Origin of the sequence: Streptomyces sp. NPDC088554, from assembly GCF_044752945.1 — a bacterium.
Lineage (GTDB): Bacteria > Actinomycetota > Actinomycetes > Streptomycetales > Streptomycetaceae > Streptomyces.
Window position 1 is genome coordinate 47,023 of record NZ_JBIVMF010000010.1, and the last position, 13,170, is coordinate 60,192.

Consider the following 13,170-nt stretch of genomic DNA (forward strand, 5'->3'; position numbering starts at 1 on the left):
TTTCCATGCAAAAAACACACCACCGGGGGTGATGGTGTTGTTGTCCGTCGCTTGGTCGGCCGGCCCGGCCGGGGTGTGTTCCCCGGCCGGGCCGCGCCTGAACTACCTGTTCTCGTCGAGGAATTCGACGATGTGCCCGAACACGTCGATGGCGGCGCTGCGCCCGATGAACGGGTCCACGTGCCCGAAGCCGGGGATCTCGGTGTACCGCACGTCCAGCTGCGGGAACCGCTCCCCGAGGACCTCGTAACACACCTTGTTGGAGTCCGCCCACAGCTTGTTCAGGCTGCCCGACATCAGCAGCACCGGGCAGTCGATACGGTCCGCGTGGTCCAGCGCGTTCTCCGGCAGGGCGCCGTAACGGCTGTCGTTGTTGTTCCAGCGGGTCACGGAGTGGGCCAGTTCGTTCTGCCGCAGATGGGGCAGGCTGCACAGCGGCACGGAGCCGAAGAGGTCCGCGAGCCGGTCATGGGTCTCCGGGCGCAGGTTCTCGTGGACGAAGAGCGAAGCACCCATCCCCCAGGCCGAGTTGTGCAGGATCTGGCAGGTCGGGTCCTTGCAGTCCGCGCCGATCGAGGCCAGCGCGAAGGCCGGGGTGTGCTTGGACCAGAAGCCGGCCTTGCGGATGTCCACTGCCTGGAACCTGCGGTTGCGCAGGATCTCGGTGCCCACATGCATCCGCAGCCGGGCCTTGCCGTACACCTTCGGGGTGAGGAAGACACCCTGCGCGACCACCCCGGCGAGCCCCGGCACCAGACCGGCCGCCATGCTCATGGAGAGGGTCATCGCCCCGATGCAGTGGGCCACCACCTGGAGCGACCGGTCGCCGATCCGCTCGCGGATATGGGCGACGGCCTCCGGGATGTCGTACAGCGACACATCGTCGTACGTGTAGCGGCTGCCGTCCTCGTTGTACGGAAGCCGGCGGCTGCCCCGCCAGTCCAGCATCCAGGGTTCGTAGCCGGCGTCGAGCAGCACGTCCACCAGATTGCGGATCTCCGGCTGTGTGAACATGTCGGCGGAGGCGGTGTGACCGTGCAGCAGCAGCACCGCCGGGCGGTCTCCGTCGCCCCGGTGGACCCGGGTCAGGGCGAGCCGGGTACCGTCCGAGACCCGGATCGGAATGTGCTCGATGGTGGCCTTGTCCGGCTGAGCACAGAGGGGTATCAGTTTCATCGCTTACGTTCCTCCAGGCGCGTGCGCCGCAGATCCAGCAGTTCCGCCCCGGCCCGCATCATCGGCTCCATCAGCCCCTGGCCGATCTGCCAGCCGAACCAGGCCATCCAGGTGACCTTGGCCAGCCGCCGTTCCTGCGAGGTCAGGTCCGCCTTGACCTTGATTCCGTCGATCTGTTCCCGTACGTAGCTGTCGGACGGGACCACCACCACACCGGAGAGGCTCGCCGGCTCGCCCTCCCGGCCCAGCTCCACGGCGAGCGTCCGGGCCTGCTTCATCAGGTCGCGCCGGGCGCGGGCCGTCTTCTGGCCCTCCAGCCACCACAGGCCGCCGTCGGCGTCGCGCAGTCTCACCCGGTACCGCAGCAGCGGATGGCGGATGCCGTGGGCGCGCGGAATGCCGTGGTGCGGACGGACCCAGATATCACCCCCCAGCACCGTCAGCGGCTCGGCGTGCAGCCGCTCGCAGCGCACCTCGCCCTCGAGAATGTCGATGCGGCGCTCCTTCACCAACTGGTACATGCTCGCGATGGACAACTGCATCTTCAGCGTGCAGGCGGTGTCGGCCGGTTCGCCGACCGGGCCGAGCCGGCCCCGCATGGTCTCCGGGAACCACAGGTACGGCGAGTCGTCCCGGTGCGGCAGCGCGGCCAGACCGTCCTCCGCCATCCGCTCGTACGACTTGAGCTGGGCCTGGCTGTCGTACCGCTCGGCCTCGGGCAGCTTGTACCGCTCCACGAAGGCGTCGGTGCGCTCGGCGGTGGCGGGCGGGTTGAAGAGGTTGGCCTCGCAGAGCCGCACCCCGGTGGAACTGCTCAGCACCCGCACCAGCGGATCGAGCGCGGGCACCGGCTGCTCCTCGACACGGGCGAAGAACCGCTCACGCCACTCGTCCCAGTCGACGATCCGCAGATTCATGCCGCTGAGCTGCGTGTCCCGGATCAGGTCCTCCAGGCTGTTGGGCTTCCCGGTGAGGTTGTACGTCTTCCCCCAGCCGTCCGGTTCGCAGACCACCGAGGCCGCCACCCGGCTCACCCAGTCCACCGGCGCGATGTTGAAGGCGCGCAGCGCCGGCACGATCCGGTAGCGGGTGATCGCCGACAGGAAGCCGGTGAGCAGGTCCTGCGGGTTGTAGGCGCCGGTCTGGGTGTGGCCGCCGATGGCGCCGGGGCGCAACAGGGTCACCGTCAGACCGTGTTCACGGGCCCGGCGCAGGGCCACCTCGGCGGCCCACTTGGACTGTTCGTAGCCGGTGGGCAGTTTGTCGATGTGCGCGAGCGGCGTGTCGTCGCCGATGGCGGCGATGCCCGGCTCGTTGAAGACGGCCGTCGAGGAGATCTGGTGCAGCGGCTTCACCGGCCCGGTGGTGGCCAGTTCGGCGAGTATCAGCGGGCCCAGCACATTGGACTGGCGCAGCGACTGGTAGCCGCGCAGGAAGTCCACCGCCGCCGCCACGCTGACGATCGAGTCGATCTCGTGCGCCAGCGCCAGCCAGCGGTCCTCGGTCAGCCCCAGCCGGGGCTGCCGGACATCGCCGGGCAGCAGGGTCACCCGGCGCCGCAGCTCCGCCGACCAGGGCAGGTGGTAGCCGGCGAGCGCTTCGGCGAGCCGCTTCTCGGCCAGCTGTTCGTCGGCGGCCCGCACCAGACAGACCACCTGGGCGTCGCTCCGGCGCAGCAGGTCGAAGAGGATGTGGCTGCCCAGGAAGCCGGTGGCGCCGGTCAGCAGGATCCGGCGGGGCACGACCGGTTCGGGCGCGCCGACGAAGGGCAGTGTGTCGACGCGGCCCAGGTCGGCCAGGATCTGGCTCAGGTCCTCGTCGGTGCAGACGGGGCCGGTGGCCGGGGTGAGTCGGTGCACCGGCAAGGCGATCTCCGCCGGGCGCGGCAGGATGATCCGCGCCGGTGTCCGGGCCCCGGTCCGTATCGCCACCGGCTGCCGGGGACCGGGCGGCGCGGCGGCGTCGGCCGGGGGCGCTTGGGTGCCGGGTTCGGCGAGCCAGCGTTGGGCGAGGCGGCGGGGCCGGGCGTCGGCGAAGACATCGTCCAGGCTGAGCCGGACGTTCAGTTCGCGGACGAGGGTGGCGACCAGTTCCACGGCGGTGACCGAGGTGGCGCCCGCGTCGAAGAGGTCCGTCTCCGGGTCGACGGTGCCGCCGCCGATGAGACCGGCCGCCCTGGCGGCGATGGCGGAGGCGAGCCGGTCGACGTCCCAGGGGCCGTCGGCGGGCGCGTCGCCCGTTCCACCGGTGGTCTTGCCGACGGAGGGCCGGCCGTCCGGCGTACCCCCGAGGCTCCGGTCCGGCTTCCCGCCGGTTGCCGAGCGCCGGGCACGGGCCAACAGCTCCGCGACCGCGTCCCGTCCTCGGCGGCCGCCTTCTATCAGTTGCGCTTCCTGGCGGCGGTCCGCGTCCGGGCTGCGCGTGCCCCGGTTCTCGCCGACCTCACCCACGTGATCGCTCATGGTGAGTCCTCGATGCTCTTCGTTCCTTCGCCCGCCGCATGGCCGGTGATCAATAACGGTCAGTCTCGCCACGGGAGCGCTGTATGAACCAGCCACACAAGTTGGTAGTCGAGCTGTGGTTTCCCGCGGCCGGGAATGGCTATCTTCAACGGGATTGGCCGGGTTGTTCCCGATTCAGGATAGGAATCCGACATTAAGGTCGAAGGCGTTCTATGTAATCCCAGTCGGATGGCCGCCCCCCGGGATCCCGTCCTATCGCCACTCGGAGTCGTCGATCCTGACGTTCATGAAGGAGGTGTGCAGATCAATGTATTCTCCCGGAGGTAGACGGGAGCGCGGGCAGGTTCCACGGGCATCAGCGTCGATTCCGAAGGACCCTTTCCCTGCTGTTCGATCCCCCCACGTTGACCTCGGAAGCGGGAAAAGAAAATGCCTTTCTCCTATACTTTCTACAGGTCATTAGACGACCTCGCGGATGGGTGTGGCGAATCTCGGTGCGAAGTCTGTCGGATCATTGCCGGATCGCGTACGGACTGGCTGGAGGGGCATATCGGGAAGGCGCTGGCCGGGGCGGCGGAAGCCGAGAAGACGGTGGCGGCGCGGCGGGGCCGCTGCCCCTCCAACTCGTTGGCCTGGAGCGCCGAACTCGCCATCATGCTGCGGGATTTCCCCCGGGCCCGGAAACTGCTCCAGGGGGAATCGTCCGAGACCCCCGGCCCCGAGGGTTCCCACCCCGGGGGCGCCGACCCCGACTGTTCCCGGCGGCACCGGTACGCGGTGCAACTGCTCCAGGCGTATCTGGCGTTCACCAGCGGAGACGTCGAGTGCGCCATCGCTCTGACCCTCGAAGGGCTGAACGCCGCCGAGCGGTGCGGGACGCGGACCTGGCATCCGCTGGGCCACACCCTGCTGGCCGGTGCCGCGCTGCGCAAGGTCGACCTCGCCATGGCGATGACGTACGTCACCCGGATCGGTGAGGACGCGCTGCTCGGCCACCCGCAGAACACACCGGGCCAGTCCGCCTGGGTGGCGGCGCTCGCGTACCGGGCGAAGGACAACCTGCCGGCCGCGCTGCGGATGATCACCGAACTCGCCGAGCCGGGACCGGCCGGCCGCGAGCTGCTGCTCGCCCAGCCCGGCGCCGCGCCCTGGATAGTCAGGTTCGCCCTCCAGGCGAAGGAACCCGGGCTGGCCGCGCGGGCGTTACGGACGGCCGAAGGGCTCGCGGAGGCCAACCCCCGCTTCCCGACGGTCACCGCGCCGGTGCTGCACGCGCGCGCCCTCGTCGAGCGTGACCCCGATGGCCTCCGGCGCGCCGCCGACGCCCATGTCGACCCCTGGGCGAAGGCCTCCGCGCTGGAGGACGTCGGCACCCTGATGGCTGCCGGAGCCGGGCGTAAATTCGCCGCCAGGGCGCTGGACGAGGCGAGTATCCACTATATGAACTCGGGCTCCTCCTACGACTGTCTCCGGGTGAAGTCGAAAATCAGGGAAATCGGCGGATTCAGTATTCATCAACCGAGGAAAGAGAAGCCGCAGGTTGTCTTCACCCAGCTGACCGGGACCGAATATTCGGTCGCCAAACTGGTCTCCCAGGGGATGACTAATATCCAGGTGGCGAGAATGCTCTCGCTCTCACGTCACACCGTGGCCTTCCACCTCCGGAAGGTGTTCCGCAAGCTGGATGTATCCTCGCGGGTGGAGCTGGCCTGTATATGGAACAAGCGGAGCGCGTGAACGGCCTCGTGGCCCGGTCGTGCGGGTTTGTTGCCGGTTGCGCGGGGGGCATTCCGATGAGGTTCCTGTCAGTTTCCAATGAAACCGCTGTTCCCCGGGTGTGTGTTTCCCGGGGGAGCCGTCCGGGCCGGGCGCGGGGAATGAGACATTGTTCATAGGGCGATGGCGCCCGTGGTGCTCCGGTGGCGCGGCAGCCACCGCGCCGCTTCGTCCGGCGGGCTACCGTGCCCGGCCTCCCGACACGGCGTCCGGAAAGCACCGCCCCGGCCGGCCGAACCGCCGGGCCGCCGCGGTGGGCGAACTCAGCTCGGGGGACTGGGTGAGAACGGCTTGTTCGAGATCCCTCAGCTCCGGGCCGGGTGGGGCGCCGAACTCGTGGGCGAGCGCGAGCCGGGTGCGTTGGTACAGCTCCAGCGCGTCGGCCTGCCGGTCGCTCTGGTATAGGGCGAACATCAGCTGTGCGCACAGCCGTTCCCTGGCGGGTTCCGCCGCCGTCGCGACGTTCAGCTCCGCCATCACCTCCGCGTGCCGGCCCAGCATCAGATCGGCGGTGATCCGGTCCGAGAGCACCTCCCACCGGTCGTCCTCCAGCGCGGTCAACTCCGGCCAGGTGACACCCGCTTCGACCAGATCGGCCAGCGCCTGGCCCCGCCACAGGCCGAGCGCGTCCCCCAGGAGCCGGGACGCCTGTTCCCAGGCTCCGGCCGAGAGCCGGTCCCGCCCGCGCTCGGCGAGGTGCGCGTAACGCGAAAGATCGATGTGATTTTCCGGTACGTGTAAAACGTAGCCCTGCTGGTGGGCCGGCAGGGAGTACGGCGGCGCGCTCGCCGGACCGCCTTCGGACGGCAGCGCTCGACGCAGTCCGTAAACGGCGTTCTGCAGTATTTTCCGCGCGGTGGCCGGTTCGTTTTCCTCCCACAGGGCCTCGCTGAGCCGTCGTGCGGTGACCGGAGCGTTCGCGTGCAGCAGCAGAAAGCCCAGAACGGCGCGTTGGCGAACGCCCCCGAGCGGCAGCCGCTCTCCGTCGTGCAGTACTTCCAGAGGGCCCAGGATATTGAATTCCACTGCGGATACTTCCCGTCTTGAAATCTGACGCCTGTGGGGAGGTCGTCGGAATTTTAAGGGACGGAAGGATTCGACGGAGAAGCGTTTTGCCATCAATGGGGAGCCGTTGGCCGGGTTTGCTGCCCGGCCACACGGCGCTCCACGCGTTGTTGTGGCCGGAGTCACTTTCCGCCGGGCGCGTTGTGACGTACGCATTGCTCGTCCCGGGCGGGCCCGGCAACCGCTGTCGCCGGCGGGCGGGCGGTCCGGGGCGACGGCGGAGAAACCGCCCTTTAGGGCGGGAAGCGGATTAATGGACGCATTATTCTTTTTGTCCCGCTTAATCTTTCCCGAAAGTCTCCGATCTGTGCCCGAACGCACCTTGCTGAAGAGGTGGCTCTTGCCGTGGGGTGAGTCGGTGATGTCTGATCGTCCGTGTTACTCGTGTTTCTGCGGGCGCAATGGCAAGGGGGCCGCCGTCGCATGCGCAGACACGCCGCACGGCGAGGGGGAAAGGTTCATGAATCCGGACCGGAAGATCCCACAGGTATCTCACGAGTATCCCGCGAGAACTGATCCACCGTGTGTGAAACCCGATCTTCGGCGGCGAGCGCGGCCCGCGGTGCGAACAGTCGGCTTTCGATAGCTCGGCGGGTGCCTGACCGGCTCCGCCGAGATCTTTCCGCGCGCTGGCGGGGCGGGCTGCCGCGCCAGGAGCGGCCGGAAGAGCGACAACGAATACCGCCGACGTTTTCAGCCGGACGCGCGGCCGATTGTCGTGGGTGCCGGCGGATGTGGTCCGGCGTGTATGTCCGCGCTGCCCGGAAGCCGCTCGGCCTCGGCGCGATAACCCATCCGTATATCAGTGTGCGAGACCCGCGCCTTGCCGTGCCTCCCGGCGCCGCGAGGCCATGGCGCCGGTTCGGGCGCCGTACACGCCGCACGGCGGTCCGTCGGTGACACCGCGGTGCCGCCGATTCGTCACTCCCTGTGTTCTCCCTCTCACCCCACTCGCGGAGATCTCCGCCGTGAAATTGCCGGAGGCATATTCCATGACCATGCAGACCGAGACCACCTCCGCGGTCGCCCGACACCGGTTCGTCCGCCCCGACGCCGGAAACCGGAGCACCGGGACGACCGCCGAAACGTACCGGGGGAACCTGCGGTTCAACGTGCTCGGACCGCTGGAGGTGCTGCGGGGCGGTACGCGGCTGGAGCTCAGCGGGGCCAAGCAGCGTGCCGTCCTGGGCTATCTGCTGCTGCGCCCGAACCAGGCGACGGCCACCAGCGAACTGATGGCGGCGCTGTGGCAGGGCCCCGCGCCGACCTCGGCGCGCAAGATGGTCCAGAACGCGGTGTGGCGGCTGCGGAACCTCCTGGACGCCCATGCGGAAGGGGCCCCGGCCGATACCGTATCGCTCCGGTCCCGCCCTCCCGGCTATCTGCTGGAGGTGAACCCGAAAGCGCTCGACCTGCACCGATTCCACGAACTGGCCGCGCAGGGGCGGGCCCGGATGCGGGAGGGCGAGGTGGCGACGGCGTCCCTGTACTGGCGCGAGGCGCTCGCCCTGTGGCGCGGCTCCATGCTGGCCGACCTGGCCGAGGAGGGCGTCACCTGGCCGCAGCTGGAGGCGACGGAGACGGCCCGACTCGACGTCCTGGAGGAGTACTTCGACGCGGAACTGGCCCTGGGACGGCACGACGGAGTGCTTCCCGAGCTCCAGACGATCACCAGAGCCGAGCCACGGCGGGAACGGTTCATCGGGCAGCTCATGCTCACACTCCACCGCAGCGGACGGCACTCCGAGGCACTCGACGTCTACACCGCGATCCGCACGGAGCTGGCGGAGGAACTCGGACTGGAACCGGGCCGCAGGCTCCAGGAGTTGAGGCAGGCGATCCTCGACAACGACCCCGCCCTGGACATCACACCGCTGCCGGGCACCGTCCACCTGTCCGCGGGGCCCCCGGCACGCCCCCCGGCAGGACCCGACGACACCCCGCCGCCGGTGCCCGGCGGCCCCGGCGCTCTTGTACGGGAACGCCGGGAGGTCAGCGTCGCGCTGATCAACGCGTTCGTCCCCACGGGCCCGGACTTCGGCGACCCCGAGCGGATCGACCTGGTGATGGCGGCCCTGCACGAAGTCGTCCGGGACGAGGCGGACCGGTTCGGCGGCACGGTCACGGCCCGGATCGGTTCCGTCTGGCTCGTCGTCTTCGGCGCCCGGGGCAGCCGGGGGAACGAGCCGATGCGGGCGGTGCTGATGGCGCTCGCCGTCCGCCACCGCATCCGGTGGCGATGGCACCGCGAACAGCGGCTCCGTATCAGGGCGATGGTCGACACCGGAGACGCCCTGGTCCAGTACGTTCCCGACGACCGGGGCACACCGTCGGTGACCAGCGCGGCGCTGGACCACACCCAGTCCCTGCTGCCGCTCGTACCGCTCGACGAGATCTGGGTCGGCAAGGACACCCGCGAGCGGACCGACAACCGGATCGACTACGAACGGGCCCGTGTCTCGGCCACCTGGACGGTACGGGGACTGCGGTGCGTCGGAGTACGGGACGACACGCCTCCCCTGCTCGACCGCGCGGACGGGGTGCGGGCCCTCGCGACCCTGCTCGACGCGGACCGGACGGGGCCCCGGGTCGCGCTCGTGGTGGGTGACGCGGGCATGGGGAAGAGCTCGATGCTCGTCGAGTTCGAGCGGCTGGCCGCCCGGCGCGACACAGCCTCTCGGCCACTGCTGGCCCACATCTTCCCCTGCACGGTCGACGACAGTCCGCTCGGCATCGTCGCCGCCGAACTCTGCGCGAGCTGCGGTATCGGGACCGACGACTCACCCGAGACCGCACGGGCGAAGCTGTGGACGACGGTGGAGCGGGTGACCACCGACACCGACGAGGCGTACCGGGTGTTCGAACCCCTGTTGGTCGCCGTCGGGCACGTGCCGGACCACGAGCGGGCGGTCATGGCGGAAGAGGTGGTGGCGGCATGGCTCACCCTGCTGGAGCGGCTGGCCGCCGAGCGGCCCGTGACCGTGGTCATCGACGACCTGCACGCGGCGGACGAGGCCGTGCTGCGGATCGTCGACCTGCTGGTCGACCCGGCCTGCCGGTCCCGGCTGAAGGTGGTCGCCGCGACCCGTCCCGAACTGTTCCGGTCCCGTCCCGCCTGGGGCGTGGCGTCCGGCCGGATGGTGACCGTGACGCTGCCGCGCCTGTCCGACGGTGCCGTGGCCCAGCAGACGCGGACGATCATCGCGGCGAGCGCCTCCCCCGACCGGCCCCGACCGGCCGTCGTGGCACCCGGCCTGATCGTCGAACTCATCGGGACCGTGACCGCGCTGGCCGACGGAAACCCGCTGTTCGCGGCGGAGTTCGTCCGGCTCGCGCTGCGCCGGACCCCGTCGGCCGCGCCCCCGGCCGGGGGCGGAGCGGCCCTGATTCCGCAGGTGGTCCAGCAGGTGTTACAGGCGGGGCTGGACGAGTTGCCGGCCGACCTCAGGGCCGTCGTCCAGGACGCCGCCGTGATCGGCGAGGGCATCCGGCCGGACACCCTCGCCGCGCTGCGGCGGCAGCGGGACGGCGAGGTGGCGGGCGCGCTCGCCGAACTCACCCGGCGCGGCGTCCTCGCGTCGGTGGCCACCGACGACGGCACCACCGTGTTCGGCTTCCGGCAGCCGCTGCTCCGGGAGGTGGCGTACGCGCAGATCCCGCAGGACCTGCGGGCCGCCAAACACGCCGCACTGGCGGAGCGGTCGGGGGGCTGCCCGTCTCCCGGTGTGCCGCGCCCACCGGCGGCGCCGGAACTGCTGCGCCTGCGCTCCGTCGTGGAGCGACTGGGCCGGTGACTCACCGGCCCCGGGCGGTGACCACCCGCCCCGGGGCCGGACCGGCGGTGTAGAGCAGGTCGACCAGGTCCTCGCGCCGCTCGGTCACCTTCCGCTGGTTGAGGTACCCCTTGTCGGTGATCTCGCCGTCGTCGATGCTCGGCGGCTCGGGGCGGATGTACGGCGCGTCCACGCCTCCAGCGGCACCACCGTCCCACCAGCACCAGCACCAGCACCAGCACCAGCACCAGCACCAGCACCAGCACCAGCCGCTCGACGCGCGGGGCGGCGCCCGCACCGGCGTTGAGCGAGGCCAGTGCCTCCGCGAGATGCCGGCGCGGTCCGTCGTGGCCGAGCAGCTCCGCGCCGTCGGTGGCCCGGGTCCCCAGCAGCTCGTTGGCCCGGGCCGGCGCGAGCCAGGCGATCGCCGCGACATACGGGCGGTCGCCACCGACCAGCACGACATCCGAGAGCACCCCGGTGGCCGACAGCAACGCGTTGCGCAGCCGGGCGCAGACCACCCAGGTGTCGTTGGCGAGTTTGAAGTCCTCGGCGATCCGGCCGTCGAAGGCCGGCCCGAGGCGCGGGTCGCCGCCCGGATCGAGCAGCCGTGCCGCGTCGCCCGTACGGTAATAGCCCTCCTCGTCGACCGCGTCGGACACCTCGACGCCCGGATACCGGGGGTGACCGAGGGGCTGCGCACTCGGAGTTCGACCCGCCCGCCGCCCGGGACCGGCTTCAGGCCGCCGCCCGGCAGCACGGCGGCGTCCATCGCGGTACGGAACCGGGCCCCGTCGTCGGCGTACACCAGCCCCGGCCGCACCAGGGCGGCGATGGCGCGCAGGCGCTCGTGATCGGTGCTGCGCAGCGAGTAGGGCACGCCGACCGGCACGACCGGCACGACCGGCACGACCGGCACGACCGGTACGACCGGTACGCCGGTGAGGTAGCCGGCGAGGGTGAGCAGCAGATGGTCGAGGGAGTTGCCGGACAGCAGCAGCACCGGCGCGTGCGGCCCGTATCCCCGGTCCAGGAACGTCTGGCCCAGCGCGGCGGCCGCCCCGGCCGCCGCGCCGTACGTCAGTGTGTGCCAGCCGTCCCCGGCCCGCTCGGCCGCCAGCACCGGTCGGGACACTCCCGCGCCCAGTGGCACAACACGTGTGCGAGGGTGGGCGGATGGTCCGCCAGCCCCTGGCGGGCCCGGAGGATCCGGCTGTTGTCCGCGCGCTCCTCGCAGCTCACCTCGGCGACGGCGGTCATGGCCGGGCCCGCCCGATCGCCTCGTCGGACTCGGCGTCCCGCATGTCGAGCTGGACCATGCCGCGCAGTTCGCCGGAGCGGATCAGTGTGACGACGCGTTCGATGTCGGCGTCCAGCGCGCGGTCCCGGTCGAGGAAGGCGCAGACGCCGCGTACCGCGTCGTACGCCGTCCTGGTCGGGAGGCTGAGGTGCGCCAGGCCGCGCAGATCGGCCGCCTGGCACAGGGCGATGAGGTGGATCGCGGCGATACGCTGGACCAGTTCGACCACCGAACGGGCGTCGCGGGCCGCGATCGTCCCCATGCTGACCTTGTCCTGGTTGTGCGCCTCGGTGGAGCGCGAGAAGGACGCCGCGGGCATGGTCCACTTGAGCGCCTCGGCGGCCAGTGACGAGGCCGTGATCTGCATGCCCTTGAAGCCGTGGAACAGCCCCGCCTCGAAGTCGTCCGGCTCCAGCACCGGAATGAGGTTCGGGGTGAGGCCGTTGTTGAACTTCTCGTCGACGACGAGTTCCAGCTGACGGTCCAGCAGATCGCCGACGCTCGCCACCGCCGTCTTCAGGGCGTCCATTGCCTGGGCGACATGGCCGCCGTAGAAGTTGCCGCCGTTGCGCACCGCGCCGGCGGCCACGTCGAACAGCGGGTTGTCGTTGGAGGAGTTGACCTCGACGGTCAGCCAACGGTGGGCCCAGTCGGCGGTGTCGCGCAGGACGCCGGTGACATGCGGGGCGCAGCGCACCGAATAGTGGTCCTGGATCGGATGCTCCAGCTCCGCGAAGTCGGCGTCGGGCCGGCGGACCCCCCGGTCGGCCCCGACATCACCGGTGAGGATGGCCCGGATCGTCGCGGCGCTGTCCACCATGCCCTCGTGCGGCTTCGCCTCGAACAGGAACCGGGTGAAGTGCGCCGGGTTGCCGAGCAGCACCTGGCTGGTCAGCGCCGTGCACAGATCGGCGGCGAAGACCAGCTCCCGGGCGTCGTGCAGTGCCAGGACGGCGAAGCCGGACATGAACGAGGTGCCGTTGACCAGGGCCAGCCCCTCCTTGGCCTCCAGCGTCAGCGGAGTCAGACCGCACTCGGCGAGAGCGGTCGCCGCGGGCTTCAGCTCCCCCCGGTGCGTCACCGTGCCGTGCCCGGTGAGCACGGAGGCCAGATAGCTCAGCGGCACCAGGTCGCCGCTGGCACCCACCGAACCGCGCTCGGGGATCCGCGGCAGGATGCCCGCGTTGAGCAGGTCGATCAGCGCGGTGACCAGCTCCGGCCGCACCCCGGAGGCGCCCCGGGCGAGGCAGTTGGCGCGGATCGTCATGGTGGCCCGGACGACATCGTCCTCGGCGAGCGGGCCCACCCCCGAGGAGAGGAAGCGGATCAGGTTGTCCTGGAGGCGGGCGGTCTTGCGCGAGGATATCTGCCGGGCGCTGCTGTCGCCGAACCCGGAGGTCACCCCGTAGATCGGGGTGCCGAAGTCGATCAGGGAGTGTTTCATCGCGTTGGACGCGGCGATGGCCTCGGACGCCTCCGCGCCCAGCGCGACGGTGTGGGTGCCGGGGTGCCTGGCGACCGTGGAGATGTCCTCCAGGGAGAGCCGGTGCCCGTCGAGGGTCACCTCGCGCAGGCGGGCCCGCTGGTCGGCTGTGGGAATGAGCATGTCTGTCCTCTT

General features: G+C 70.6%; 7 protein-coding genes. 2 read left to right on the forward strand and 5 right to left on the reverse strand.

Features of this window, described 5'->3' with window-relative positions:
* Positions 1-102: 102 nt before the first annotated feature.
* Both ACIP8W_RS13925 and ACIP8W_RS13930 read right to left on the reverse strand, forming a co-directional pair.
* The gene (locus ACIP8W_RS13925; RefSeq protein WP_401957454.1) at positions 103-1,176 is read right to left on the reverse strand and encodes an alpha/beta hydrolase; all 1,074 of its coding nucleotides are present in this window, start codon (positions 1,174-1,176) and stop codon (positions 103-105) included.
* Positions 1,173-3,638 carry a thioester reductase domain-containing protein gene (locus ACIP8W_RS13930; protein ID WP_402151528.1) on the reverse strand — a complete coding sequence of 822 codons (2,466 nt, stop codon included), beginning with the start codon at positions 3,636-3,638 and terminating at the stop codon, positions 1,173-1,175. Before ACIP8W_RS13930 ends, ACIP8W_RS13925 begins: the two co-directional genes overlap by 4 nt.
* 429 nt (positions 3,639-4,067) lie before the next feature.
* Between ACIP8W_RS13930 and ACIP8W_RS13935 the strand changes: the two genes are divergently transcribed.
* A complete protein-coding gene (locus ACIP8W_RS13935; RefSeq protein WP_401957457.1) occupies positions 4,068-5,375 on the forward strand; it encodes a LuxR C-terminal-related transcriptional regulator in 1,308 nt (435 codons plus the stop codon).
* Positions 5,376-5,594: 219 nt separating this feature from the next.
* Here the strand turns inward: ACIP8W_RS13935 and ACIP8W_RS13940 are convergent, their stop codons facing one another.
* Positions 5,595-6,440 carry a BTAD domain-containing putative transcriptional regulator gene (locus tag ACIP8W_RS13940; RefSeq protein WP_401957458.1) on the reverse strand — a complete coding sequence of 282 codons (846 nt, stop codon included), beginning with the start codon at positions 6,438-6,440 and terminating at the stop codon, positions 5,595-5,597.
* Positions 6,441-7,471: 1,031 nt separating this feature from the next.
* Here ACIP8W_RS13940 and ACIP8W_RS13945 point away from each other — a divergent pair.
* Positions 7,472-10,273, forward strand: coding sequence for a BTAD domain-containing putative transcriptional regulator (locus ACIP8W_RS13945; RefSeq protein WP_402151525.1), 2,802 nt, complete (start codon positions 7,472-7,474; stop codon positions 10,271-10,273).
* A gap of 1 nt (position 10,274) precedes the next feature.
* Here the strand turns inward: ACIP8W_RS13945 and ACIP8W_RS13950 are convergent, their stop codons facing one another.
* Entirely contained in the window at positions 10,275-11,387 is a 1,113-nt protein-coding gene (locus ACIP8W_RS13950) for a hypothetical protein (protein WP_402203074.1), read from the reverse strand.
* Positions 11,388-11,508: 121 nt separating this feature from the next.
* Positions 11,509-13,158 carry a histidine ammonia-lyase gene (gene hutH / locus ACIP8W_RS13955; RefSeq protein WP_401957466.1) on the reverse strand — a complete coding sequence of 550 codons (1,650 nt, stop codon included), beginning with the start codon at positions 13,156-13,158 and terminating at the stop codon, positions 11,509-11,511.
* Positions 13,159-13,170 lie beyond the last annotated feature (12 nt).